The following is a 25,124-nucleotide window of genomic DNA, read 5'->3' on the forward strand; positions in this document are numbered from 1 at the left end:
ACAGCAAAGGGGCTAGAGCCCCTTAGCTGACATCTTTTTCTTGGTTAATTTGGTCGGCAAGGTGTTGGCGGGATCGTCCGGCCACAGATGCTTAGGGTAGCGTCCCTTCATCTCTTTCTTCACCTCGACATAGGGCCCGGCCCAGAAGTTGGCCAGATCGGCGGTCAGCGCCAGCGGTCGCATCGCCGGCGACAGCAGCTCCATGGTCACCACAAGTTGCCCCTGGGCCAGCCTGGGGCTCTCGGCCATGCCCAGCGCCTCCTGCAAACGCACGCTCAGCAGCACCCGCCCCGACATCTCATATCGTATCGCCGCCCGAGTGCCCGTCTTCATGGGCCAATGGCTCGGCAGCGCCTCATTTAACACCTGTTGTTGTCCCCACTCCATCTGGTTGTGGAGCAAGGTATAGAAATCCAGCCCCTTGAGCTGGGTCAGGCGGCGCACACCGTCAAGATAGGGGCCGAGCCACTCAGGCAGCGTCGCGAGCAAGGCCTGATCACTCAGATCCGGCCAATCGCCTGCAAGAGCGAGCTTACTTGCCAGGGCGACGCGCAGGCGAAGCTGTTCCACCTTATCATCAAATCCCAGCAGGGAGAGCCCCTTGGTGCGGACAAGCTGATAGATGGCCTGCTTGATCGTCTCTTCATCCAGGGTCGCCAGCGGGCGCTCACCCAATATGATAGCGCCGATGCGCCGCTGAGTTAACCCGTAAAAACGCGCCTTCTCCTCATCCCAGCCGGTCTCAACAACCGACTTCACCTGACTGGCCAGCGGTCCGTCGAACAGCGCGGCATCCAGCTTGGCCGCCAGCAGAATACGGCCGCTGCTCTGGCCTTCACTCTCCTGAAAATCGGCGACCACCAGCCAGGGCTCGCCCTGCAAGGCATCGTCATCATTGAGAGCAACACCTGCGCCGCAGGCAAGCTGATACCCCTTGGCGCCACGGGCCTTGGCGATGCGATCGGGAAAGGCCAGTGCCAGCAGGGTTGCAATATCCTGGTCGCGACTCTCGCCGATGACCTTGGCTATCTGATTACCTCGACCGGCATTCATCCTGGCCAGATATTGCTGGGCCAGCTTGGCGACTTCGCCGCCTCTGGCATCGCTCAGATAACGGCTGATATCGGCGCCGCGTCTTGCCAGGGCACGCGATTCCAGCAGCGCCGCCAGCACGGCGGCAAGGGGCAGATAATAAGGATCATCAATGCCATCCATCTCCTTGGCGGCCAGCAGCATGTGGGCAAGACGCGGATGACAACCAAGCCGATAGGCGGCGCGGCCATGGGCCGTGATGCGCCTGTCGCCCTCCACCAGCGCCAAGGCTTGCAGCAGCTCCCAGGCTACCGTCTCGTTAGCCTCGGACGGGGGCGAGATCAACGGCAGCGCACCGAGGGCATTCACGCCCCAAAATGCGGCATCCAGGGCTGCATTGGTTAAGTCGCCATGGAGGATCTCTGGTTCATCGGCCTTGAGCAGGCGCTCATGCTCTTGCTGCGGCCAGAGGCGAATACAGTGTCCCTCGCTCAGACGACCTGCGCGGCCGCTACGCTGGGCCGCCGACGACTGGCTGATCCGTTTGAGCGACAAGCGGCTCACCGCCGTCCTAGGGTTGAAGCTGGCCTGCCGCTTATAGCCGGCATCCACCACCAGGCGGATATCTTGGATGGTCAGGCTCGACTCGGCCACGTTGGTGGAGAGCACCAGCTTACGCATTCCAGGCGGTGGTGGCGCGATGGCGCTGTCTTGCTGCGCGGGCGGCAGGGCGCCATAGAGGGGGGTAATCAAAAACTGTTTAGAGTCGAGGCGCTCGGTTAATAGCGTCTGTAACCTTCGGATTTCTCGCTGGCCGGGCAGGAAGGCCAGCAATGAACCCTCTTGATGCTCGGTCACCGCCTCGACGATCACCTTGGCCATGTGCAGCAGCCAATCCTGATGGGCGGGGCTGGGACGGTAACTCAGGCTCACGGGGAAGCTGCGGCCCTCGCTCACCAGGCTGGCCGCCTCGGGCATCAGCGCTTTTAGCGGCAAACCATCCAGGGTCGCCGACATGGCGAGGATCTTAAGATCCTCACGAAACGAGGCCTGCACCTCCAGCGCCAATGCCAGACCGAGATCTGTGGTGAGGTGGCGCTCATGGATCTCATCGAAGATGATTAAGCTGTAGCCAGATAATTCAGGATCCTGCTGGATCATCCGAGATAATACGCCTTCGGTCACCACCTCGAGGCGGGTCTTGGCGCTCACGCTCGACTCGCCGCGCACCCTAAAACCCACCGACTGGCCCACGGGTTCGCCGCGCCTGGCCGCAATAAAGTGCGCCACGCTACGCGCCGCGATGCGTCTGGGCTCCAGCATCAAGATCTTACCCTCAATCTCAGGCCAGTCGAGCATGGCCAGGGGCAGCGCGGTCGACTTGCCCGCACCGGTTGGCGCCTGCAAGATCAGCTGGGCATTGTCCGCCAGCGTCCGCTGGATCTCGGGAAGGAGTGTCTGGATCGGGACTTGGTGAATTTCTTGATTAGCTACTTGGTTCAAAGGGTGGTGTTCAATCGACAAAAACTGGCGACAGTTTACTAAAGATGAGGGCAAAGCTAAACAGACGAGTCCCCGCTTGGGGCTCGTTCCAGGTTAATATCTCTTAACCTTCCAGCACCCGAAACCAGTGCAGACCTTCACCCGAGGTCAGTGAAGTGAGCGGCTCGGGACGCGCTATGCCGTAACCCTGACCAAATTCGACGCCCAATTTCTGCAGGTGTTTTGCCACCTCGACCGACTCGACAAACTCGGCCACAATCTCGAACGCCAGTTCGCGGCCCAGCTGACAGATGGCGGCAACGATCGCCTGATCGGCGCGATCCTCGCACAGGTGTTGAATAAACTGGCCGTCGATCTTCACATAATCGACATCCAGCAACTTAAGGTAGGCAAAGCTTGAGAAGCCAGAGCCGAAATCATCCAGAGCCAGCTTACAGCCCAGGGGCTTCACAGTGTTGATCAGCCCTGTGGCATGATCCAGCTGACTCACCGCCGCCGTCTCGGTGATCTCGAAGCAAAGCTTACTCACCAGCTCAGGCTCACCCAGCAGGCGCATCTCCAGCCAGTTAATAAATTCGCTGTCACCTATGGAGAGAGCCGACAGGTTCACCGACACCATAGAAAGAGATTGCCACAGCGCCAGGTTTTCACTGCCCCAGCGCAATAGCTTGTCGATCACCCAGCGATCCAACTTGGCGGCCAGGTTAAATCGCTCTGCGGCGGGCAGGAAGATCCCAGGTGGAATCAGCTCACCCTCGGTGGAGCACATGCGAAGCAAGATCTCCAGATGCAAGCCATCATCGCTGACGCTTAGCGGCTCTATTGGCTGGTAGAAGAGCTCGAACCTGTCGTTGGCCAGGGCGCCGACGATATCCACCGAGGCGCTCATCTCGGTATTGAGCTTCTCCACCACAGGATCCTGATCGCTATAGAAATACCAGGCATTCCCGCCCTTCTCCTTGGCGAGACGACAGGCGGCGCTGGCGCGGCGCAAGAGATCCGAGACAGAGTCAACCTCGTTCTCGCAGCGGGCTAGCCCCATGGAGACGCTCACGCTGTGGCTTCGCCCCTCCCAGCTAAATTCATGGTTGGCCATGGCCTGGCAGATACGCTCGGCCACCTGCTCGGCGATCTGCGCATCGATATTGGGCATCAGTATGCCAAACTCGTCACCGCTGAGACGGGCGATCACATCTTCCTTGCGCACCAGCTGACTCAGGCGGGCGGCGAGCTGGCACAAGAGCTGATCGCCGGCCCTGTGGCCACTGACATTATTGACCACCTGGAATCTGTCCAGGTTGATGAACCCCACGAAGGTAGAACGCTCGCACTGGCAGGGATTGGCCAGATCATACAGGGCCTCGAAATAAGCGCGATTGGGCAGTCCCGTGAGTGGATCGAAATTAAGCGAAACGGTGTGCGCTTCACTCTCCTGAACCGGCTCGCCCACTGGCTCCACCAACATGAGGATGGGGCCGTCTTCGCCGGACAGGCAGAGGAAAGTCACCTTGGCCAGGGCATCATCGGGGGCGTATTTCAGCGGTACCTCACAGCTGGATTGCTCCAGGACCTGATCACGCACCAGCGCCATAGTATCCAGCAGGCGTTTCTGCTCCCGCTTGGGTACCAGAGTCTCCACCTTCTGTAGCGTCTCCACATGCAGACTCTCGGCGGCGCTCTGGTTGAAACGTATCACCCTGTCATCCACGCCGATATGCACGCAGGGGATGGGCAGTCGATAGAGATGCTCGATACAGACCAGCTCGTTACTCTTAGCATTTAAGCGCTGGCGCGCCGCCTCCTGCGCCAGGCCAAGCAAGCTGCCGGCCAGCAGCAGATTATGGCGAATCGCCTCGGGCCATATGCCGTTGCAGTCGTAGCGATAGGCGCCGAAGATATAGTGCCTCCCTCCTCCCACGGGCAACAGCAGGACGCTGCGGATCTTGGCCTGATTCAGACGCAGGCGGCTGTCTTCATCGTCGATCACGGAAGCGACATCTTCGACGATGGCAGGTTCGCGCAGCGAGGTATAGGAGTGTAGATGACGGTTGTTGGCTACCCGGCTGAGCAGCATCTCGGCGTCGCGTTTGCTGAAGATAGAGGCATCGGACTGGTACATGGCTTCGATCTGCACCGGCAGACGTCCCTTGCCGACACGTAACAGAAACAGGCCATCACACTGATTGCTGGCGGCAAGTTGCTGCAGGATAAGTTGCAGCTCCTCTTCCAGATCGTGTTCGCATAAAAAAGCGAGCGTCTGCTCAAGCGATTGGGACCCCTGTTGCGTATCGGATGACATATACTATCTAGTCCTTAGATTGGCTAATCTGATACAAACACTGATTATAGTCAGAAATCATAGGATTACCCTATGGATTAAGTTGTAAAAGCTAGCTGAGAGTGACTATAGGTTATATTTCACTTTTTCGACGACATTAGCGAAATAAGTCGCTTTAAAATCAAGCCTGTAGAAAGCTCAACTCGTTGCATTTTTGTAACACACTTTAACCTTTTTCGGCAACCAGGGGATAGCCAATGAAACGACTCTTTCTCGCCATCGCCCCCGATGCGGCGCAGCTGGAGCAACTGACCCAATTACAGGCGAGCTTAGACGGTGAGGGACGCCTAGTCCCCAGAGATAATCTGCACATGACGCTGGCCTTTCTCGGCCAATGCAGCGAGGCGCAGCAGGAGGCGCTGAGCGAGTCCCTCGCCCGGCTCGCCCATCAACGCCGTCTGCCGACATTTGAAGTGACGCTCAACTCCCTAGACCATTGGGTTAAGCCAAAAATTATCTGCCTCAAGGGCGCGGCGCGGGATCCCGGGCTTATCAGCCTGTTCAACCAATGCCAACGCCTGGCCCAGCAGCTCGGGTTACACACCAGCGAGCACAGCTTCACGCCCCACATCACCCTGATGCGTAAGGCCAAGCTGCTGCCCGCACTCAAGGCGCCCAGCCTCACCCTCAGCGGCCATGCCCTGCATCTGTATCACTCTCAGAGTAGCGAGCAGGGGGTGCAATATAAGGTATTGGCCTCCTGGCCGCTCACGGCCCCAAAAGCATAAAAAAACGCGCCAAATGGCGCGTTTTTCTCATTCACTACGGTTTAGTCTTGCAGCAGCTCTGCGATGGTCAACACACCGTGAGCAGTGGCCCCTGCGGCCCACAGGCCGTTAGCCGTATCGGCGAAGGCCGAGGCGAGATCCATATGCAGCCACTGGGTGTCATCAGACACGAAACGCCAGAGGAAACCGGCGGCATTTGAGGCGCCACCCGCGCCGCCGCCTTTAACCGGACGGCTGTTGGCGGTGTCGGCATAGGCAGATGGGCACATCTCTTTGTGCCAAGGCTCAAGTGGCAGCGGCCATACCTGCTCGGCCACGGAGGATGCCTTCTCCTGAGTGCGGCTGATCAGCTCACGGCTCGGCGAGAAGATGGCGTTATATGAGGTGCCCACAGCCATCACGGCGGCGCCGGTCAGGGTCGCGGCGTCGATCACCAAAGGTGCACCGGTTTCACAGGCGGCCTGCAGACCATCGGCCAGCACCAAACGTCCCTCGGCATCCGTATTGACCACCTCGACCGAGACACCATTCTTATAGGTGAGGATATCCCCCAGCTTATAGGCGCGGCCGCTGATCAGGTTCTCGGCGCAGCAGAGGAACAGCTTGATACGCTTGTTCAGGCCAGACTTGATCGCCAGCCCCAGGGCCGCAGTCACGGTCGCCGCGCCGCCCATGTCGCACTTCATTCCCAGCATGCCTTCGGATGCCTTGATGCTGTAACCGCCCGAATCGAAGGTGATCCCTTTACCCACCAGGGCCGCCGACACAGGGGCGTCTTCGCCCAGCGGGTTGTAGTCCAGCTCCAGCAGCGCAGGTGGACGCTCGCTGCCACGACCGACAGAGTGAATACCGATCCACTTCTCTTCCAGCAGGGCTTCCCCTTCGATGATGCGGTAGCTCACCTTGTCGCCGCCCACTTTGGTCAGCCACTGGGCCGCCTGGTTAGCCAGGGTCACTGGGGCGAGGTTTTCAGGGGTCTCGTTGATCAATTGTCTGGCGAAGGCCGCGCTGTCGCGTCTGTCATCCAGCACCTTCTTAACGGCATCGTCGCCAGTCCAGGCGATCTTGCCGATCTGCTTGGCGGTAGCGAACCCTTGGGCGAAGGCCCACTGAGTGTGAAGATCCCAGAGCGCGCCCTCGAGCGCCACGTCGTTGATCCCCTGACCGCGTAGCTTACGCGCCGCCTGCTGTACCTGGCGTAGCTGATCCCCCGCCTGCAGATGGATATTGGCCTGGCCCGCCGTAAAGGTCACATCTGCGCTGCCCCAATGGGCCGCTGGGGCGTCCTCGGTCAGATAAATCTTCATCACGTCGCTCATAATTGTTCCTTGTCAGTACAGAGAGTGGCGAGGCCTTAGGGCCTGCCTAATAATGCAGCCAAGTATAACGCCAATCCCCCTGCTTTATCTAACCCCCTCAAGCTTATCCCTAGGGGAGGGCATGGCAGGAGAAGGCTACAGTCGCGGTTTCAGGTCGCCGCGACAGCGCACCGCCCAATAAGATAGAATCCTTGCGATCTAGCTAAACACTCAAATTGAGTGCTCAAGGTGTGATCGCAGGCTCAGCCCCTAAAAAGCAAAAAACTAAGGCGCAAAAAACCTAACGCTCAAAAAACCTAAGCCGCAAAAACCGCGAGGCGCGAAAACCTTGAGGCGCAAAAACCTCGCATCAATATAAGTAGAACAACAAGGTCGACAAGATGATTTTTACCCCCCCATTCGAACAGGGAAAGTTACTCAGACGCTACAAGCGCTTCCTCGCCGACGTACTGCTAGATGACGGCACCGAAATCACCATCCACTGCCCCAACACGGGCTCGATGCGCAACTGCCTGTTTCCCGGCGAGCGGGTCTGGTTCTCTACCTCAGATAATCCCAAGCGCAAGTATGCCCACACCTGGGAACAGGCGGCCTCGGATGAGGGCCACATCATAGGGATCAACACGGGACGAGCCAACGCCCTCGCGGCCGAGGCGATTGAGGCTGGGGTGATAAGCGAACTGACCGGCTACGACCATCTGCGCCGGGAGGTCAAATATGGCAGCGAGAACAGCCGTATCGATCTGCTGCTCGAGAGCGAGGATAAACCCGCCTGCTATATAGAAGTCAAAAGTTGTACTTTATTAGAGCAGGGCCAGGGATACTTCCCCGATGCGGTGACCACCCGAGGCCAGAAACACCTTCGCGAACTGATGGAGATGGTCAAGCAGGGCCACAGGGCCGTGCTTTTATTTGTGGTGCAACATACTGGGATAACCACGGTGGCAGCGGCCCGCCATATCGACCCAGAGTACGCCGAACTGCTGACTCAGGCACACCAGGCCGGGGTGGAAATTCTCGCCTACAGCTGCGAACTCTCGCCAAGTGCCGCCCGGCTGATTAAATCCTGCCCTGTCAAGTTGTAAATAGACGGTAAAAGTTGAATTAATGCGTAATAGAGGACATAGTCAAAAGATAAACTCATGGCAGCTTAAAAAATTTGCGTGGTATATCAGATTCTGATATAGATATCGGCCTTTAATAAAAGACGCCCTACAACGCAAATGATTAACAGGAGATGCGTTATGCCTGAAGGCACTAAAAAACTTGGCGTGCTCGCTATCGCAGGTGTAGATCCTTACCAGGAAAAACCGGGTGAGGAATATATGAATACCGCTCAACTGGGTCACTTCAAAAAGATTCTCGATGCTTGGCGTAGTCAGCTCCGTGAAGAAGTGGATCGCACCCTAAATCATATGCAAGATGAAGCGGCTAACTTCCCTGACCCTGTCGACCGTGCGGCTCAGGAAGAGGAGTTCAGTCTTGAACTACGCGCCCGTGACAGAGAGCGTAAGCTAATCAAGAAGATTGAAAAGACATTGCAGAAGATCGAAGACGACGATTTCGGTTTCTGTGATTCATGCGGTATCGAAATCGGTATCCGCCGTCTCGAAGCCCGTCCAACGGCCGATCTCTGTATCGACTGTAAGACGCTCGCCGAGATCAAAGAGAAACAGATGGCCGGTTAAGCTGGCGAGAAGCGGGGCTTAGCCCCGCTTTTTTGTATCCAGTCGCCCCGATGAGCGACATAGAAAGTGTGAACAAAGGTTTTGCCGTGATCCCCCAAGCAGACCCCTCCCTCTCCCCCGATAACCCAATGCAAATCGACAAGCCCTATGTCGGCCGTTTCGCGCCCTCGCCCTCCGGGCCACTGCACTTTGGCTCGCTCATCGCCGCACTAGGCAGCTATCTGCGCGCCCGCGCCGAGCAGGGACAGTGGCTGGTGCGCATCGAAGATATCGATCCCCCCAGAGAGGTAGCCGGTGCCAGCGACCTCATCCTCAAGACCCTTGAGGCCTACGGCCTTCATTGGGACGGCGCTGCGCTCTATCAGAGCAGTCGCCTGGATGAGTATCAGGCGCGGCTTAACAGGCTACTGGCAGAAGATAAGGCCTACTACTGCCAATGTACCCGCAAGCAGATCCAGGCGATGGGCGGCACCTATGATGGCCGCTGCGCGACCCGCACAGCTAAACATACAGCAGGCGCTATTCGCATCCGAAACACGCTTGCGATAGATCATTTCGATGATGAGCTGCTGGGCCCTATCCAGGTCGAGCATGAGTTTGCCGCCGAGGACTTTATCATCAAGCGGCGCGACGGCCTCTACGCCTATCAACTGGCTGTGGTGATGGACGATGCCTTTCAGGGGATAACTGAGGTGGTGCGCGGCGCCGACCTGCTCACCTCCAGTGCCCGCCAGGCGACCCTGTTTAATTTATTCGGTGACAACGCGCCTAAGTGGCTTCATCTGCCGCTGGCCTGCGCCGAGCCCGGCATGAAACTCTCGAAGCAGAATCACGCCCCGGCCATAGATCTTAATGCGCCTCAGGCCAGCATCAACGCCGCGCTCGCCTTCCTGGGCCAGGCCCCCTGCGAACCAGATAGTGTCGAGACCATGCTGGCCCAGGCCGTTAGCCAGTTTGATCTGAGCCGTATCCCGCGCCAGCAGGAGATCATACTTGCGCCGGGCGCTTAAGCCCCGTAAAAGTATAAACCTTGCCGCCGTCACGAAACCCGGCCAGACGAGCAGAGTCCGGGTATACTCTTTGAACCATAATTGAGTTATGATAGCGGCCTAATTTTAACCCTGACTCAAGATCCAAGTTCGAGGTGTCCTATTTTTCGCCGTATTAGTCAATTCTGTAAGCAGCTTTTTGAAGACAATCAAAACACCACAGAAACCACACCAGCGGGACTAAGCCTAGAGATAGTTGCACGTAAACATCATGCAATCTCTCGCCAGCACATTAGCGAAAACGCTATTAAGGTACTCTATCGTCTGCACAAATCTGGCTTTAAGGCCTATTTGGTGGGCGGCGGCGTGCGCGACATCCTCCTAGGACTCGAGCCCAAGGATTTCGACGTGGTCACCAATGCCACGCCGGAAGAGATCAAGAAGCTATTTCGTAACTGCCGCCTGGTAGGGCGCAGATTCCGTCTGGCCCATATTGTCTTCGGCCGCGACGTCATCGAAGTCGCTACCCTGAGGGGCCATCATGTAGACAGCGGCGAGAAGATCTCTAAAGTCAACGCCGAGGGTCGCCTGCTGCGCGACAACGTCTACGGCACCATAGATGAAGACGCCGAGCGCCGCGACTTCACGGTCAACGCCCTCTACTATGATATCAGCGACTTTTCCATCCACAGCTATGGTGGCGGCCTGCAGGATCTCGAGTCTCGCACCCTGCGTCTGATCGGCGACCCGCAGAAACGCTACCGCGAAGATCCCGTGCGCATGCTGCGCGCCGTGCGCTTCGCTACTAAGCTGGGGATGAGCATAGACAAGGCTGCGGCGCAGCCGATCCCCGAGCTGGCCCCCCTGCTAAAAGATATTCCTGCCGCCCGTATGTATGAAGAGGTGCTTAAGCTCTTCTTCGCCGGTCAGGCCCAGAACAACTACGTCATGATGCGTGACTTTGGCCTGTTCGCCCCCCTCTTTCCCCTGGTGGATAACCTGCTGGAGGAAGATCCTAAGGGACCGAGCCACAAGATGGTCAAGGCGATCATGCGCAACACAGACGAGCGGGTTGAACAAGATAAGTCGGTCACCCCGGCCTTCTTCTACGCCGCCATGCTCTGGTACCCCCTCAGTCAGCGTGCCGATGATATCGCCCTGGAGAGTGGCCTGAGCCAATATGACGCCTTCTACGCCGCCATGGGCGATGTGATGGAGCAGCAATGCCGCACCATCAGCATTCCCCGTCGCTTCAGCACCCCGGCCAAGGATATCTGGCAGCTGCAACTAAGGTTCGAACGCAACCAGGGCACACGTGCCTTCAAGTTCATCGAGCATCCTAAGTTCCGTGCCGCCTATGATCTGCTACTGCTAAGGGCCGAAGCCGAGGGTGGTAACCTGGCCAAGACGGCCGCCTGGTGGAAGAGCTTTGTCGAAGGCAGCGAAGAGCAACGCAGCGTCATCGCCCGCAGCACCAACAAGGGTAGCCGCAGCCGCAACAATCGCCGTCGTCGCAGCCCGAAGAAGACACCGAAAGCCGAATAATGAACACCGTCTATGTCGCACTGGGGGCCAATCTCGCGTCCCCAAAAGCCCAACTGGATCAGGCCTGTCAGGCACTGAAGGCCTTGGCAAGCGACGGACAACTAAGCGTCTCCCCCTATTACCAGAGCGCCCCCATGGGTGATGTGCCGCAGCCCGACTACCTCAATGCCGTGGCTTGCTTTACCACCACCCTCGCCCCACTGGCGCTGCTCGATGCCCTGCAGGCGATCGAGAACGAACAGGGTCGGGTACGTGAGGTACGCTGGGGCGCCAGAACCTTAGATCTGGACCTGCTTCTCTATGGCGACTGGCAACTGGATATCCCGCGTCTTCAGGTGCCGCACTACGGCATGAAGACCCGCAGCTTCGTGTTGCTGCCCCTATTGGATCTGACTCCAGATCTCATTCTCCCCTGCGGCACCAAGCTGACCTCACTGATCACCGAGGAACTTAAGAGACAAGTTCAACAACTCGGTCCGGATCATTGAACTTAAGCCCCAGTTAGCTTATAAAGCACACTACTGCCCAGGCAGAACTCTTTTTTAAATCAAAGTTAAGACCAGCATTATGTCTAAGATAACCAGCTCTACCCTGCTGAAGTTCAAGCAGGAAGGTAAGAAGTTCACTGCACTCACCGCCTATGATGCCAGCTTTGCGGGCGCCTTCGACAGCGAAGGGATCGACGTCCTACTGGTGGGCGACTCGTTAGGCATGGTATTGCAAGGACACGACGACACCCTGCCGGTCACAGTCGAAGATATCGCCTACCACACGCGTTGCGTGCGCCGTGGCATCAAGCGTTCACTGCTGATCGCCGACATGCCTTTCATGAGCTACGCCACCCCAGAGCAGGCGATGACCAATGCCACCGCCCTGATGCAGGCCGGTGCCAACATGGTGAAACTCGAAGGCGGTCACTGGCTGCTGGAAACCGTCACTAAGCTGACCGAGCGCGGCATTCCCGTGTGCGCCCACCTGGGACTCACCCCGCAATCTGTGCATGTCTTCGGCGGCTTCAAGGTACAAGGCCGTGACGCCGACAACGCCCAGCGCATCATAGATGAGGCCAAGGCGATCGAGGCCGCTGGTGCCCAGCTATTAGTGGTCGAGTGTATCCCGGCGGCGCTGGCCAAAAGCATCACAGAGGCCCTCACCATTCCGGTTATCGGCATAGGCGCAGGCGCAGACACCGACGGTCAGATCCTGGTGATGCACGACGTGCTGGGGATCTCCAGCGGCTATATTCCGCGCTTCTCGAAGAACTACCTGGCCCAGACCGGCGAGATCCGCAGCGCCATCCGCGCCTATATTGAAGAGGTCGACACAGGCGTCTTCCCCGCCGCCGAGCATACATTTAGTTAACGTAAGGTTGCTGTAACATGTACACCACCCAAGATATCGCCGCGATCCGCGCCCAGGTGCGCCAGTGGAAACAGGCCGGCGAGACAGTGGCATTCGTGCCCACCATGGGCAATCTGCACCAGGGTCATATCACCCTGGTCACCGAGGCATTGAAACGTGCCGATCACGTGGTGGTCTCCATCTTCGTTAACCCGATGCAATTTGGGCAGAACGAAGATCTGGACGCCTACCCACGCACCCTGCCCGCCGATCAGGCCGCCCTAGAGGCCGCCGGCGCCGAGCTGTTATTCACGCCGACACCAGCCATCATCTATCCCAAGGGGATGGATAAGCAGACCTTTGTCGAGGTGCCTGGCCTGTCGGAAGAGCTTTGCGGCGCCAGCCGTCCAGGGCACTTTCGCGGCGTCACCACTATAGTCTGCAAGCTGTTCAATATCGTACAGCCGGATGTGGCCCTGTTCGGTAAGAAAGATTTTCAGCAGCTGATGGTGATCAAGGCCATGGTGGAAGATCTGTCTCTGCCTATCGAGATTGTCGGCGTCGACACCATACGCGAGAGCTCTGGCCTGGCCATGAGTTCACGCAACGGTTACCTGAGCGAGGCGCAGAAGCAGCAAGCGGCTCAGCTCAAGCGTACCTTAGATGAGATGGCCGAGGCGATCGCCCAGGGTCAAGCGATCCCTAATGTAGTGCAGCGCGCTCAGGAACAGTTGCACCAGGCTGGGTTTAAGCCTGATTATCTGTCGGTGCGTAATGCCGCCGATCTGCGTGAAGTCAAGGACGACGATAAACAGCTGGTGATCCTGGCCGCCGCCTTTATGGGCAGCACCCGCCTGATCGATAACCTGAGCTTCGAACGCGCTTAAGCCCTGCACGTCCGAATTTAGGGCGTACTTAAGCCTAGAAAGCGCTTAAACTTGGCTCGTCTTTAGCCTCTAATTTCGCTTCTCAGGCCCAATTCCTGGGAAGCGATTTTTCATTTTAGGCTCATTTTTTACCCTGCTTTTTCCCCCTAAGCAGCCCCCAAACTGCCCCAAAACAACTCAAAATGAGGTCAGTTTCATCATCTAAGTTATTGGTCATGCACCAAATCTGATCGGCCTATCGGTCGAAAATGCCGCGAGTTTCAGAAATAAAATTACTTATTTGAGCGAAAGCCAATAAAGTGACCTGGATCCAGATCTCCTGCATTTCATTTACATGCATTTCAAACGAATTGGCATGCATCCAGGCTAACTTACTGAAATCAATTGGTAATACCTATTTACCAAAAATAGCGAGTTCCTACAGGCACTCAACAAGGTGATCTGGATCACCAAGGGCAATTTTCCATCGTTAACTGATTAGATTCTAAACTGAAATTATCCGATCAGATATTTCCACTTTTGAGACCAAATTAGAGTAATTACTCTTAGTAAAATCCCATTTCTAGCTAAAAATCGTCATATTTCTTTCAAATAGTTATAACGGCCCGCTCCGACCAGTGATAGAGATCACACTTTGGGTTTAAGTGGTCAGACAAAGTTCACACCCATCTAACCCCATCTCACATAATCAGCACATAATGATCTAGATCATATTTGCATTTGGTGAATTAGCGTTTATTACGCATCAAGGATGAAACGATTCCATTTGGGAATAGCTTCCGACAACACAGGATGCTGCATCGGACGAGTCAGCATCGACAACAACTAAAATAACCAAGTAACGACAGTAAGAGGCAATCATGACCCTACTTCAACTACTCGCCAGTTTGACGCCTGTAATCAGCGTTATGCTATTTTTGGTGCTACTCAAGATGCCAGCATCTCGCGCCATGCCCATCTCTATGGTAATGACAGGTCTTGCCGCCGTCTTTATCTGGCAGATGGATACCACCATCTTAGGTGCCTCCGTGGTCGAAGGCCTACTCTCGGCCCTGACCCCACTGAGCATCATCTTCGGCGCCGTGTTCCTGCTGAACACCCTGAAGTACTCGGGTGCCATGGACACCATCCGCGCCGGCTTTACCAACATCAGTAGTGATGCCCGCGTGCAGGTGATCATCATCTGTTGGTTATTTGGTTCATTTATCGAAGGCTCTGCCGGTTTCGGTACTCCAGCCGCCATCGGCGCGCCGCTGCTGGTGCTGCTAGGTGTGCCGCCTGTTGCCGCCGCCGTGGTAGCCCTGATCGCCGACTCAACCAGCGTCTCCTTCGGCGCCATCGGTCTGCCGGTCCTCTTCGGTATGGAGCAGGGTTTGATGCAAGGCGGTGTGAGTATGGCTGCCGACCAGATCGCCCAGCACGGCACCAGCTTCGCCGACTATGCCCAGTTTATCGCCCTGCACATGATCACTATCGATCTGGTGACAGGTACCCTGATCCCGCTGGTACTCGTCTCTGTACTCACAGGCTTCTTCGGCCGCAACAAGTCCTTCAAAGAGGGTCTGGCGATCTGGAAATTTGCCCTGTTCGCCGGCTTAGCCTTTACCGTACCAGCCTGGCTTATCAACTACTTCGCCGGCCCAGAGTTCCCATCGGTTATCGGTTCACTGGTTGGTATGGCGCTGGTGATTCCTGTGGCGCGCAAAGGCTTGTTACTGCCTAAGACCCCTTGGAACGATTTCGCCGAAAACGACAACCAGACCCAAGCCAAGATTGAGACCAAGGCACAGTTCTCTCAGGTTGCCGCCTGGACGCCTTACATCATCATGGCAGGCCTGCTGGTGCTGTCTCGCACCGTGGCGCCGCTCAAGGCCTGGCTCACCAGCTTCAACATCAGCTGGACCAACCTACTTGGCACTGAGTTGAAAGCCGGTTTCGCGACCCTGTATGCGCCTGGCGCCTTCTTCGTGCTGGTATGTATCCTGGGCTTCGTACTGTTTAAGATGAAATCGCCAGCGATCAAGGAGTCGATCACCGTCTCTTGCAAGTCTATGCTGCCGACCATCATCTCCCTGGGCGCCTCAGTGCCTATGGTGAAGATCTTCCTTAACTCTGGCACCAACGAGGCAGGCCTGCAGTCTATGCCGGTTGCCCTGGCTGACATGCTCGCCGGCTCTATGGGCGCCATCTGGGCCTGGATGTCACCGATTGTGGGTATCTTCGGTGCCTTCCTGTCGGGCTCAGCCACCTTCTCTAACATGATGTTCTCTGGCCTACAGTACAGCGTGGCCGACAACATCGGCATGAACCACGCGTTAGTCCTGGCCCTACAAGGTATTGGTGCCAACGCAGGTAACATGATGTGTGTCATGAACGTGGTCGCCGCCGCTACCGTGGTGGGTATGGCTGGCCGTGAATCAGAAATTATCCGTAAAACTATGCCCGTCGCTCTGGGTTATGCCTTGATTGCAGGTACTATCGCTACCCTTTGGGGCGGTCTATAACAGATAACTCGAGAAAGGCGGACGTGATGAACCCGCCTTTCTGTGGGTCAACGAAAAGAGTAATGTTATGTCGATTAATTATTCAGCAGTAGTCGCAGATTTACGCGCAAAACTCGGTCAGGAAGCCGTCTCAGACGATGCAGTGCGTCGTTTCGCCTGGTCCACCGACGCCAGTTATTTCCGTATCGTGCCAGAGGTGGTGGTACACGCCGAGACTTTAGAAGATGCCCGTGACACACTCGAAGTCGCGCGCCAGCATAATGCCCCAGTGACCTTTCGCGCCGCCGGCACCAGCCTTTCAGGCCAGGCCATCGGCGAAGGCATCTTGTTGATCCTAGGTCACGATGGCTTCAGAAAGATCGCCGTCAGCGAGGATCACAACCAGATCTCACTCGGCGCGGCCGTTATCGGTGGCGACGCCAACCTGGCGCTTAAGCCATTCAACAAGAAGATAGGCCCGGATCCGGCCACCCTGGCCTCGGCCATGGTCGGCGGTATCGTCTCCAACAACGCCTCGGGCATGTGCTGTGGCACGGCCCAGAACAGCTACCAGACTATAGCCTCGGCCAAGCTACTCTTCGCCGACGGTACCCGCTTGGACACCGGCTGTGAGCGCTCAAAAGAAGCGTTTCGCGAGTCTCACCAGCAACTGCTTAGCGAGCTGACCGATCTGGCAAAACTCACCAGCAGCAACCCGGTACTGGCCGATCGCATTCGCAAGAAGTACTCCATCAAAAACACCACGGGCTACAGCATTAACGCCCTGGTGGACTTCGAGGATCCTTTCGAGCTGATCAACCACCTGATCGTCGGCGCCGAGGGCACCCTGGCCTTCGTCGAAGAGGTGACCTACAACACGGTCGATGAAGCTAAGTTCAAGGCCTCGGCCATGGCGGTATTCTTCAACATGGAAGATGCGGCCCGCGCCATTCCGCCAATCAAATGCGACAGCGTCGCGGCCGCCGAGCTGCTGGACTGGGCGTCGATCAAGGCGGTCACTGGCAAGAAGGGGATGCCAGATTGGCTGAGCGAGCTGCCAGAAGGCGCCGCCATCCTGCTTATCGAATCCCGTGCCAACGACGAGGCGACCTTGGATGCCTACACCCAGGATGTGATTGCCAAGCTGGCCCATATCGAAACCGAGCGTCCTATCAGCTTCAGCCGTGACCCCGAGGTCTACAGCAAGTACTGGGCGATGCGCTCTGGCCTCTTCCCTATCATTGGCGGCGAGCGTCCAAAGGGCACCTCGGTGATCATCGAAGACGTGGCCTTCGAGCTGGAACACCTGGCCAATGCGGCCACAGATCTGACCGCCCTGTTCCACAAGCATGGCTACCCTGAAGGGGTGATCTACGGCCATGCGCTGGCGGGTAACTTCCACTTCATCATCACGCCGACCTTCGCCTCACAGGAAGATATCGACCGCTTCCACGGCTTCATGCAAGACGTGGCCGAGATGGTGATCAACAAGTATGACGGCTCCATGAAGGCCGAGCACGGCACAGGCCGCGCGGTAGCACCATTCGTCGAGATGGAATGGGGCGCCGATGCCTACACCCTGATGAAGCGCATCAAGCAGATCTTCGATCCCCAAGGCCTGCTAAACCCTGGGGTGATCCTCAACGACGACGCCAACGTGCACGTCAAGAACATCAAGCCATGCCCTGTGGTCGACGACTTTGTGGACAGATGTATCGAGTGTGGCTTCTGTGAGAAGACCTGCCCGACCTCGGCGCTTAACTTCACTCCGCGTCAGCGTATCGCGACTCTGCGTGAAATCGCCCGCCTGGAGGCCTCTGGCGACAAGCAAGCCGCCGAAGAGATGCGCGCCGCCGCCAAGTACGATGTGGTCGATACTTGCGCCGCCTGTCAGCTGTGTACCATCGCCTGTCCGGTAGACAACAGCATGGGTCAGCTGGTGCGTAAGCTGAGAACCCCATACATCACCACGACCGAACAGAAGGTGCTGGACTTCCAGGCTAAACACTTCGGCGCCGTCAACCAGGTGATCAGCACAGGTTTCGACGTGCTCAACATCATCCACAAGGTCACAGGCGACAGCGTCACCAACGGCCTGATGAAGGTGGGCCGCATGGTGTCCAAAGAGGTGCCTTACTGGAACCCAGACTTCGCCAAGGGCGGTAAGCTGCCTAAGCCAAGCCCAGCCTCGCCAGACAAGGAGACTGTGGTCTACTTCCCGGCCTGTGGCGGTCGCACCTTCGGCCCGACGCCGAAAGATCCCGACAACCGCACCCTGCCAGAAGTGGTAGTCACCCTGCTTGAGCGCGCCGGTTACAACGTGGTCACTCCCGACAACACCCGTCACCTGTGCTGCGGCCAGATGTGGGAATCTAAGGGTGACTTCAAGAACGCCGATGCCAAGCGTGACGAGCTGATCGATGCCCTGAGCGCCCTAAGTGATAACGGCAAGGTGCCTGTGGTGGTGGATGCACTCTCCTGTACCTACCGTACCCTGACGGGCAACCCTAAGGTGGAAATTACCGATCTGGTCGAGTTCATGCACGACAAGATCTTGCCTAAGCTGACCTTTACCAAGAAGGTCAACGTGGCACTGCACCTTGGCTGTAGCGCCCGCAAGATGAAGCTTGAGCCTAAGATGCAGGCGCTGGCCGATGCTTGTAGTAACGGCGTTAAGCTGCCAGAGGGGATCGAGTGTTGTGGTTACGCCGGCGAGAAGGGCTTGTACAAGCCAGAGATCAACGCCAGCGCCCTGCGCAACATCAAGAAGCTGATACCAGTCGATATCAAGGAGGGCTACTACGCCAACCGCATGTGTGAAGTGGGTCTGACCCAGCACAGCGGCATCTCCTATCGCCATCTGGCCTATCTGCTGGAAGAATGCAGCCGCTAGGCAACCGATTTAAGGTTTAGATAACCCCACCCAAGCAAACTCCGCGGTGTGACATCAGCTCACATCGCGGTTTTTTATCTCTGCCCTCCCCGCACTCGAGTGCAAATCATCTAAGTCGTGCAACCTAACTCATGTAAGCTAAGTCATTTAACCTAAGTCATGCAAAATACTGGTGTTATTCCAAGAGTTGCGCCATAGTAATAGCTGACCATACTGAGCTTAATCCATCAATAAGTTAGCGACCTAAACTTGCCGGTATGGACGCCAAAATGAAGTAAAACGACATAAAGTTAACTAAAGATTCGTTATACAAGAGAAAGGGACATGAGTCGTCGCGGCGACCGCTAAGCTTACCATGCCGCCTGGACTCGACGTAGATAGAGGAATTATCGCTCCATGGGAAAACTGCTCTTAGCCATCGCACTCCTGCTGCTTCCAGGCCTTAGCCACGCCAGCAGCATCTACAAGTGCATCAAGGGCGACAAGGTGGTGTTCAGCCAGACCTCCTGCCCGAAAGAGTTTAAGCAGCACCATATCCAATACCAACTCGGCATCACCACGGAAACCGACAGCGACAAGCCCAAGGAGAAGGTCGACCCTCTACAGGCATTGCTCAACAAGCGCACCCTCTCCCAGGAGAAGCTGTTACAGCTGATCGACGCCGAAATCTACCGTCTCAAGCAGGAAAACAGCTATTATGAGATCCTAAGGGCCAGCGAAAAACAGAAGCTGGATCGCAAGCGTTACTGGCAGAAACAGGCCAAGGATGACCCTGAGTTTCTCGCCAAGCTCGACGAGATGAACCGCTACTTCGACGGCCTGATCAAGCTCAACGACGACGCCATGCTCATGCTGCAGCAACACAAGCTGCGCATCACACAGGCGCCCGAGCAGGAAGAACAGAAAGAACAGGAAGAGCAGCCCGACAAAGGCGCCCCTCAGGTAGTGCAACATTAGCCGTACAATATGAGTTGCCCTGCATTAACGGTACAAGATTCGCCCTGAAGCACTGGCTGTGACAGATTAGCCTTAAAACGTTAACACATTCTTCATTTGCGTAAGTCGCGAGGTCGCCATGAACAAGACCCAGTTGAGCCTGCTCGTTATCGGCCTGCTTATGCTGGGATTTTTTATGCGCCAGAGCCTCTTCACGCCCCCCGACGACTCCCGCGATCTCAACGTCGACAGCTTCGTCGATCATGCCCAATACCTGACGACCCAGAGCGAGGTGATCGCCCCTCTGCTGTGTGCCAAGCTCGCCATCGATATGGGCTTTTCCGTGGACCAAGCGCAGGTCAACAGCGAGCTGCGCCAGACCCTCAAGGCCTATGACGACGACAAAGATGCGGCGCTGTATCTGTTTATCTATGTCAAAGGCTACGCCTTCGGCCTGGCCCATGGCATAGAGGACAAGCCCGGCGCCTACTTTCACCTGGGCTGCGACCGGGACCATCCCGAGGTCGAGATGCCACCACAGCAGACTCAGATATGACTATCCACTGGCCGTTACTACTCAAGGTCGATAGCGACAAGCAGCTGATGCTGTTAGAGAGCCAGGAAGAGTGGCTCGCCGAGCGCGACCATCTTGAGGCCGAGTCCCTGACCCTTATCGACAGCCAAGGCATCTGTTATCACTGCCAAGATGGCGATTTACGCCCCTCGGAGGAGCAGATAGCCCTTTCACAGATAGTGCTATGGGTCAGCGATTATGCCTGCCAGAATGGTCACTTCTGCAGCGCCAAGATAGGCGCCGACAGCCTGGCACAGCTGTTTGAGATGGTGCGCTATTTGGAAGATAGTTAGTCGAAGCACGCCATGCATTAAAGAATACCGCCATAAAAAAGCCCCACCAATGTGGGGCTTTTTAGTTGGATTTGTCTGTCATGAACCTACTAGGTTCTCAAGCCTATGCCACGGCTGATCAGGTAGTAGGCCACCAACCAGAGTCCGGCGCAGAAGCCGACCATGATAGCCACCGACAGGCCTATGCTGATGTCGGCATAACCCAGGAAGCCATAGCGGAAAACGTTGATCATATAGACCACAGGATTCAGCTGCGACACCCCCTGCCAGAAGCTTGGCAGCAGGGTAAGCGAGTAGAAGACACCGCCCAGATAGGTCAGCGGAGTCAACACGAAGGTAGGCACTATGCTGATGTCATCATAGCTCTTGGCAAACACGGCGTTGATAAGCCCGCCCAGGGCGAACAGGATAGAGGTCAGCAGCACAGTCAGGGCCACCAGCCCAGCGTGATGCAGGCTGATATCCACGAAGAACATGGCCACCAGGGTCACTATGGTGCCGACACACAGGCCTCGGGCGACGCCGCCGCCCACGTAACCGGCGATCATCACATAGTGAGGCACGGGCGCGACGATCAGCTCCTCCAGGTTACGCTGGAACTTGGCACTGAAGAAGGATGACGCCACGTTGGAGTAGGAGGCGGTGATCACCGACATCATGATGAGGCCGGGGGCGATAAATTCCATATAGCTCACGCCGCCCATCTCGCCGATGCGCTTACCCACCAGATTACCGAAGATCAAAAAATAGAGGGTCATGGAGATCGCCGGTGGCACCAGGGTCTGCACCCAGATACGGGTGAAGCGGGTCACCTCCTTGATCAATATGCTCTTAAAGGCTGTAAAATAGACGTGCTTCATGTTCATACTCATACCCGAGCTCATACTTTAGTGCCTCCCTTGCCTTGTTCCACCAGCTCCACAAACAGCTCCTCCAATCGGTTAGCCTTGTTACGCATAGACAACACCTCTATCCCCTGCTCGGTGAGCTGGGCGAACACGCTGTTGATGCTATGGGCCTTCTCCACATCCACCTCTAATGTGTGTGGATCGGTTAAGCGGCAGCTGATCCCCTCAAGGGTCGGCGCCTCGTTGATGTCGGCCTTGAGGTCGAACACGAAGGTCTCCATGTTGAGACGGCTGAGCAGGGATTTCATGCTGGTGCACTCCACCAGCTCGCCCTTGTCGATAATGCCAATGTTGCGGCACAGCATCTCGGCCTCTTCCAGGTAGTGGGTGGTCAAGATGATGGTCACCCCCTGGCGGTTAAGATCCGTCAGGAAGGTCCACATGGAGCGTCTGAGCTCGATATCTACCCCGGCGGTGGGCTCATCCAGGATCAGCAGCTTGGGCTCGTGCATCAGGGCGCGGGCGATCATCAGGCGGCGCTTCATGCCGCCCGAAAGCGCGCGAGATGGGCTGTTGCGCTTGTCCCACAGGTCCAGCTGACTCAGGTATTTCTTGGCGCGCTCGAAAGCCACCTCGCGGGAGACGCCGAAATAGCCGGCCTGATTGACCACTATCTGCTGCACTGTCTCAAACTGGTTGAAGTTAAACTCCTGGGGTACCAGGCCGATGGACATCTTGGCCAGCTCCAGCTGAGTGTCGATATCGTGTTCGAACACCTTCACCTTGCCGGAACTCTTCTGCACCAGGGAGCAGATCACCCCGATCGTGGTGGACTTGCCGGCACCGTTAGGGCCCAGCAGGGCAAAGAAATCCCCCGCCTCGACCTTAAGGCTGATCCCTTTTACCGCTTCGACGCCGCCCTTGTAGGTTTTTCTGAGCGAGTCGATAACTAAAGCATATGGCTCTTTGGTCATTAGTGACTTCCGTTATCCTGATCTTGAAATTGGTATTGGTATGAAAAAACAAAAACTCCCGCACAAAGCAGGAGTTTCAAATCTTAACGACGGCGCGATTAATCTAGGGGTACGACTTTAGCTATGTAAGGCAGGTTGCGATACTGCTCGGCATAGTCGATACCATAGCCGACGATAAACTCATCGGGAATGGTGAAGCCGATAAAGTCTACCGGTACATCAACCTCGCGACGCTCTGGCTTGTCCAGCAAGGTACAGAGGGCCAGGCTCTTAGGTTCGCGCAGCAATAGCATCTCGCGCACCTTGTTCAGGGTATTACCCGAATCGATCAGGTCTTCGACGATCAACACGTCACGGCCTTCGATATCCGACTGCACATCCTTTAGGATCTTCACGTCGCGCGAACTGGTCATGGCGTTGCCGTAGCTGGATACCGACATGAAATCGATCTCAACGTGGCCCTTGATGCGGCGGCAGAGGTCGGCCATAAAGACCACAGACCCCTTCAGCAGGCCAACCATTAGCAGGCGTTCGCTATTGGCGTAATGGGCATTGATCTGCGCTGCCAGGATATCCAGTTGTTGTTCAATCTCATCTGCCGAGATCATCACTTCGGTAGTGTGTTTCATACTCTTCTCAAATTTGTGTTAATTGTCGCGGTTGTCGGCACTGTGCTTATCATAGCCCCAACGCTTGGTTAACCCGTGGTCGACACCCAGATGGTCTAAGATCCGAGCGACCATGAAGTCTACCAGATCTTCAACCGATTTGGGATCATGATAAAAGCCGGGAGCCGCCGGCATTATGGTGGTGCCAAGGCGCGACAGGGACAGCATATGCTCTAAGTGTATGCTGCTAAAGGGGGTTTCTCTGGGCACCAGGATAAGCTGACCACGCTCTTTTATCACCACATCGGCGGCCCGTTCCAGCAGGCTATTGCTCATGCCGGTGGCCACCGCCGCCAGGGTGCCTGTACTGCAGGGGCATATCACCATCTGCTTAGGCGCAGCCGAGCCAGAGGCCGGTGGCGAGAACCACTCCTCCTTGCCCAGCACATACAGCTCACCGGCCACCTCATTGCCGCGCTCGGCAAACAGCGCCAGCAACTGGGCCTTGGCCTTATCGCCGTTGGCGCTGAGCTGCAACCCATGTTCGGTGGCCAGCACCACGCGCGCCGCGCTGGAGATCATCAAAAATACCTGATAATCGGCCATCAACAGGCATTCCAGCAGCTTGAGTCCGTATGGCGCCCCGCTGGCGCCGGTCCAGGCCAGGCTGATCGCCTTGGCCCGCTTGGGATAATTCATATCACTCTCTATGTTGAAGACCCGAGTCTAACCCTTACTGGCTAGACTCAAGCCTTGATCTCTTCCAGCTTAGCCAGCAGCTTGCCATGCAGGCCGCCGAATCCCCCGTTGCTCATCACTATGATGGTATCGCCGAGCCTTGCCGCCGCAGCCACGGTCTCGACCAGCTCATCTATCTGGTATAGCACAGTCACAGGCAACTCGGCCTTGGCCATGGCCGCTTCCACGTCCCAGTCGATATTGTCCGCCTGATACAAGTAGGCAGCATCGGCCAGCGCCATGGAGCCCGCCAGAGTGTCCTTATGCACGCCGCGTTTCATGGTGTTAGAGCGCGGCTCCAGCACCACTATGATGCGACCTTCGCCCACCTTGGCGCGGCAGCCCTGTAGTGTGGTGGCAATCGCCGTCGGGTGGTGAGCAAAGTCGTCATACACGGCGATATCATTCACAGTGCCGATAAGCTCCATGCGACGCTTTGGCGGCGCGAAGCGGGTCAACGCCTCGATAGCCGCCGCGGGCTTGACGCCCACATGACGGGCCGCGGCGATCGCCATGGTGGCGTTTTCCACGTTGTGCAGACCGATGAGCGACCAGTCGAGCACGCCCTGGGACTCACCGTCGAAGAAGACCTCGAAGCTGTGGCCATCCTCGCTCAGCAGCTCGCTGTACCAGCCTGGGCTACCCGCCATCAGGTTATAGGTCTCCTGCTCGCTCCAGCAGCCCATGTCGATCACCTCGCGCACCGCGTCACTGGCGGATGGCCAGATCACCTTGCCCTGACCCGGTACTGTACGTATTACGTGATTAAACTGACGCTGGATCGCCTTTAAATCATCGAAGATATCGGCGTGGTCGAACTCCAGGTTATTGATCACCAGAGTGCGCGGCTGATAGTGGACAAACTTGGAGCGTTTATCGAAGAAGGCGCTGTCATACTCATCCGCCTCCACCACGAAGAAGGGGGAATCTCCCAACCGCGCCGACACGCCGAAGTTTTGCGGCACGCCGCCGATCAAGAAGCCCGGCCCATAGCCACAATCTTCTAAGATCCACGCCAACATGCTGGAGGTCGATGTCTTACCATGGGTACCCGACACCGCCAGCACCCAACGATTGGGCAGAATATGTTCGGCCAGAAACTGTGGCCCAGAGGTGTATCTCAGGCCACGGTTGAGCACAGCCTCGACACAGGGATTACCGCGACTCATGGCATTACCTATCACCACCAGATCCGGCGCATCGTCCTCGTTTTGCCCCAGCTGACTCGGGTCGAAACCCTGGATCAGTTCTATCCCCTGCTCCTCGAGCTGAGTGCTCATGGGCGGATAGACGTTGGCATCGCTGCCCGTGACCTTGTGACCGTTAGCGCGAGCAAGGAGTGCGAGACCACCCATAAAGGTGCCGCAGATCCCTAAGATATGTACATGCATGGGGTTGGCTCTGGAT

21 protein-coding genes are annotated in these 25,124 nt (G+C 56.8%); 13 read left to right on the top strand and 8 right to left on the bottom strand.

Going from position 1 to position 25,124, the window contains the following annotated elements:
* Positions 1-12: 12 nt before the first annotated feature.
* Both hrpB and K0H81_RS16300 read right to left on the bottom strand, forming a co-directional pair.
* Positions 13-2,535, bottom strand: a complete 2,523-nt coding sequence (gene hrpB / locus K0H81_RS16295; protein WP_258406318.1) for an ATP-dependent helicase HrpB — start codon at positions 2,533-2,535, stop codon at positions 13-15.
* 103 nt (positions 2,536-2,638) lie between these two features.
* Positions 2,639-4,834 carry a putative bifunctional diguanylate cyclase/phosphodiesterase gene (locus K0H81_RS16300; protein ID WP_220059007.1) on the bottom strand — a complete coding sequence of 732 codons (2,196 nt, stop codon included), beginning with the start codon at positions 4,832-4,834 and terminating at the stop codon, positions 2,639-2,641.
* 236 nt (positions 4,835-5,070) lie between these two features.
* On the opposite strand from K0H81_RS16300, the gene thpR reads away from it, so the two are divergent.
* On the top strand, positions 5,071-5,601 hold the full coding sequence (gene thpR / locus K0H81_RS16305; RefSeq protein ID WP_220059008.1) for an RNA 2',3'-cyclic phosphodiesterase: 531 nt from the start codon (positions 5,071-5,073) through the stop codon (positions 5,599-5,601).
* Positions 5,602-5,642: 41 nt separating this feature from the next.
* Here the strand turns inward: thpR and pepB are convergent, their stop codons facing one another.
* A complete protein-coding gene (gene pepB / locus K0H81_RS16310) occupies positions 5,643-6,920 on the bottom strand; it encodes an aminopeptidase PepB (RefSeq protein WP_220059009.1) in 1,278 nt (425 codons plus the stop codon).
* A 380-nt stretch (positions 6,921-7,300) separates the two neighbouring features.
* Here pepB and sfsA point away from each other — a divergent pair, with 380 nt between their 5' ends.
* The 12 genes from sfsA (at position 7,301) to K0H81_RS16370 (ending at position 20,549) form a co-directional block, all read left to right on the top strand.
* Positions 7,301-8,005: a DNA/RNA nuclease SfsA gene (sfsA, locus tag K0H81_RS16315; protein WP_220059010.1), complete on the top strand. Its 705-nt coding sequence runs from the start codon at positions 7,301-7,303 to the stop codon at positions 8,003-8,005.
* A gap of 159 nt (positions 8,006-8,164) precedes the next feature.
* The gene (dksA, locus tag K0H81_RS16320) at positions 8,165-8,608 is read left to right on the top strand and encodes an RNA polymerase-binding protein DksA (RefSeq protein ID WP_011866925.1); all 444 of its coding nucleotides are present in this window, start codon (positions 8,165-8,167) and stop codon (positions 8,606-8,608) included.
* A gap of 128 nt (positions 8,609-8,736) precedes the next feature.
* Positions 8,737-9,618 carry a tRNA glutamyl-Q(34) synthetase GluQRS gene (gene gluQRS, locus K0H81_RS16325; RefSeq protein WP_220060879.1) on the top strand — a complete coding sequence of 294 codons (882 nt, stop codon included), beginning with the start codon at positions 8,737-8,739 and terminating at the stop codon, positions 9,616-9,618.
* 81 nt (positions 9,619-9,699) lie between these two features.
* Positions 9,700-11,142, top strand: a complete 1,443-nt coding sequence (gene pcnB, locus K0H81_RS16330) for a polynucleotide adenylyltransferase PcnB (protein WP_220043289.1) — start codon at positions 9,700-9,702, stop codon at positions 11,140-11,142.
* Entirely contained in the window at positions 11,142-11,630 is a 489-nt protein-coding gene (gene folK / locus K0H81_RS16335) for a 2-amino-4-hydroxy-6-hydroxymethyldihydropteridine diphosphokinase (protein WP_220059011.1), read from the top strand. Before pcnB ends, folK begins: the two co-directional genes overlap by 1 nt.
* A gap of 79 nt (positions 11,631-11,709) precedes the next feature.
* The gene (gene panB, locus K0H81_RS16340; RefSeq protein WP_041510094.1) at positions 11,710-12,504 is read left to right on the top strand and encodes a 3-methyl-2-oxobutanoate hydroxymethyltransferase; all 795 of its coding nucleotides are present in this window, start codon (positions 11,710-11,712) and stop codon (positions 12,502-12,504) included.
* A 17-nt stretch (positions 12,505-12,521) separates the two neighbouring features.
* Positions 12,522-13,370 (top strand): pantoate--beta-alanine ligase, encoded by an 849-nt coding sequence (gene panC, locus K0H81_RS16345; RefSeq protein ID WP_220059012.1) that lies wholly within the window; start codon positions 12,522-12,524, stop codon positions 13,368-13,370.
* 860 nt (positions 13,371-14,230) lie between these two features.
* A complete protein-coding gene (locus K0H81_RS16350; protein ID WP_144202088.1) occupies positions 14,231-15,874 on the top strand; it encodes an L-lactate permease in 1,644 nt (547 codons plus the stop codon).
* Between the two features lie 67 nt (positions 15,875-15,941).
* Entirely contained in the window at positions 15,942-18,746 is a 2,805-nt protein-coding gene (locus K0H81_RS16355) for an FAD-binding and (Fe-S)-binding domain-containing protein (protein WP_220059013.1), read from the top strand.
* Between the two features lie 396 nt (positions 18,747-19,142).
* The gene (locus K0H81_RS16360; protein ID WP_220059014.1) at positions 19,143-19,703 is read left to right on the top strand and encodes a DUF4124 domain-containing protein; all 561 of its coding nucleotides are present in this window, start codon (positions 19,143-19,145) and stop codon (positions 19,701-19,703) included.
* A 118-nt stretch (positions 19,704-19,821) separates the two neighbouring features.
* The gene (locus K0H81_RS16365) at positions 19,822-20,238 is read left to right on the top strand and encodes a hypothetical protein (RefSeq protein WP_220059015.1); all 417 of its coding nucleotides are present in this window, start codon (positions 19,822-19,824) and stop codon (positions 20,236-20,238) included.
* Positions 20,235-20,549 carry a DUF4144 family protein gene (locus K0H81_RS16370; RefSeq protein ID WP_220059016.1) on the top strand — a complete coding sequence of 105 codons (315 nt, stop codon included), beginning with the start codon at positions 20,235-20,237 and terminating at the stop codon, positions 20,547-20,549. Before K0H81_RS16365 ends, K0H81_RS16370 begins: the two co-directional genes overlap by 4 nt.
* Positions 20,550-20,638: 89 nt before the next feature.
* On the opposite strand, the gene K0H81_RS16375 is transcribed toward K0H81_RS16370, so the two are convergent.
* The 5 genes from K0H81_RS16375 to mpl form a co-directional block, all read right to left on the bottom strand.
* On the bottom strand, positions 20,639-21,409 hold the full coding sequence (locus K0H81_RS16375; RefSeq protein WP_086023637.1) for an ABC transporter permease: 771 nt from the start codon (positions 21,407-21,409) through the stop codon (positions 20,639-20,641).
* Positions 21,410-21,429: 20 nt separating this feature from the next.
* Positions 21,430-22,371 (bottom strand): ABC transporter ATP-binding protein, encoded by a 942-nt coding sequence (locus K0H81_RS16380; RefSeq protein WP_220059017.1) that lies wholly within the window; start codon positions 22,369-22,371, stop codon positions 21,430-21,432.
* A 98-nt stretch (positions 22,372-22,469) separates the two neighbouring features.
* The gene (hpt, locus tag K0H81_RS16385) at positions 22,470-23,000 is read right to left on the bottom strand and encodes a hypoxanthine phosphoribosyltransferase (RefSeq protein WP_011866938.1); all 531 of its coding nucleotides are present in this window, start codon (positions 22,998-23,000) and stop codon (positions 22,470-22,472) included.
* Positions 23,001-23,018: 18 nt separating this feature from the next.
* On the bottom strand, positions 23,019-23,678 hold the full coding sequence (locus tag K0H81_RS16390; protein ID WP_220059018.1) for a flavin prenyltransferase UbiX: 660 nt from the start codon (positions 23,676-23,678) through the stop codon (positions 23,019-23,021).
* Positions 23,679-23,725: 47 nt separating this feature from the next.
* Positions 23,726-25,108, bottom strand: a complete 1,383-nt coding sequence (gene mpl / locus K0H81_RS16395; RefSeq protein ID WP_220059019.1) for a UDP-N-acetylmuramate:L-alanyl-gamma-D-glutamyl-meso-diaminopimelate ligase — start codon at positions 25,106-25,108, stop codon at positions 23,726-23,728.
* Positions 25,109-25,124 lie beyond the last annotated feature (16 nt).

Origin of the sequence: Shewanella halotolerans (assembly GCF_019457535.1) — a bacterium.
Classification (GTDB): Bacteria; Pseudomonadota; Gammaproteobacteria; order Enterobacterales; family Shewanellaceae; genus Shewanella; species Shewanella halotolerans.

What these genes read in the sequence shown, in the direction of transcription:
- K0H81_RS16300 (WP_220059007.1), bottom strand. Translation starts at nt 4,834, where the DNA reads ATGTCATCCGATACGCAACAGGGGTCCCAATCGCTTGAGCAGACGCTC.
- thpR (WP_220059008.1), top strand. Translation starts at nt 5,071, where the DNA reads ATGAAACGACTCTTTCTCGCCATCGCCCCCGATGCGGCGCAGCTGGAG.
- pepB (WP_220059009.1), bottom strand. Translation starts at nt 6,920, where the DNA reads ATGAGCGACGTGATGAAGATTTATCTGACCGAGGACGCCCCAGCGGCC.
- sfsA (WP_220059010.1), top strand. Translation starts at nt 7,301, where the DNA reads ATGATTTTTACCCCCCCATTCGAACAGGGAAAGTTACTCAGACGCTAC.
- dksA (WP_011866925.1), top strand. Translation starts at nt 8,165, where the DNA reads ATGCCTGAAGGCACTAAAAAACTTGGCGTGCTCGCTATCGCAGGTGTA.
- gluQRS (WP_220060879.1), top strand. Translation starts at nt 8,737, where the DNA reads ATGCAAATCGACAAGCCCTATGTCGGCCGTTTCGCGCCCTCGCCCTCC.
- folK (WP_220059011.1), top strand. Translation starts at nt 11,142, where the DNA reads ATGAACACCGTCTATGTCGCACTGGGGGCCAATCTCGCGTCCCCAAAA.
- panB (WP_041510094.1), top strand. Translation starts at nt 11,710, where the DNA reads ATGTCTAAGATAACCAGCTCTACCCTGCTGAAGTTCAAGCAGGAAGGT.
- panC (WP_220059012.1), top strand. Translation starts at nt 12,522, where the DNA reads ATGTACACCACCCAAGATATCGCCGCGATCCGCGCCCAGGTGCGCCAG.
- K0H81_RS16350 (WP_144202088.1), top strand. Translation starts at nt 14,231, where the DNA reads ATGACCCTACTTCAACTACTCGCCAGTTTGACGCCTGTAATCAGCGTT.
- K0H81_RS16355 (WP_220059013.1), top strand. Translation starts at nt 15,942, where the DNA reads ATGTCGATTAATTATTCAGCAGTAGTCGCAGATTTACGCGCAAAACTC.
- K0H81_RS16360 (WP_220059014.1), top strand. Translation starts at nt 19,143, where the DNA reads ATGGGAAAACTGCTCTTAGCCATCGCACTCCTGCTGCTTCCAGGCCTT.
- K0H81_RS16365 (WP_220059015.1), top strand. Translation starts at nt 19,822, where the DNA reads ATGAACAAGACCCAGTTGAGCCTGCTCGTTATCGGCCTGCTTATGCTG.
- K0H81_RS16370 (WP_220059016.1), top strand. Translation starts at nt 20,235, where the DNA reads ATGACTATCCACTGGCCGTTACTACTCAAGGTCGATAGCGACAAGCAG.
- K0H81_RS16375 (WP_086023637.1), bottom strand. Translation starts at nt 21,409, where the DNA reads ATGAAGCACGTCTATTTTACAGCCTTTAAGAGCATATTGATCAAGGAG.
- K0H81_RS16380 (WP_220059017.1), bottom strand. Translation starts at nt 22,371, where the DNA reads ATGACCAAAGAGCCATATGCTTTAGTTATCGACTCGCTCAGAAAAACC.
- hpt (WP_011866938.1), bottom strand. Translation starts at nt 23,000, where the DNA reads ATGAAACACACTACCGAAGTGATGATCTCGGCAGATGAGATTGAACAA.
- K0H81_RS16390 (WP_220059018.1), bottom strand. Translation starts at nt 23,678, where the DNA reads ATGAATTATCCCAAGCGGGCCAAGGCGATCAGCCTGGCCTGGACCGGC.
- mpl (WP_220059019.1), bottom strand. Translation starts at nt 25,108, where the DNA reads ATGCATGTACATATCTTAGGGATCTGCGGCACCTTTATGGGTGGTCTC.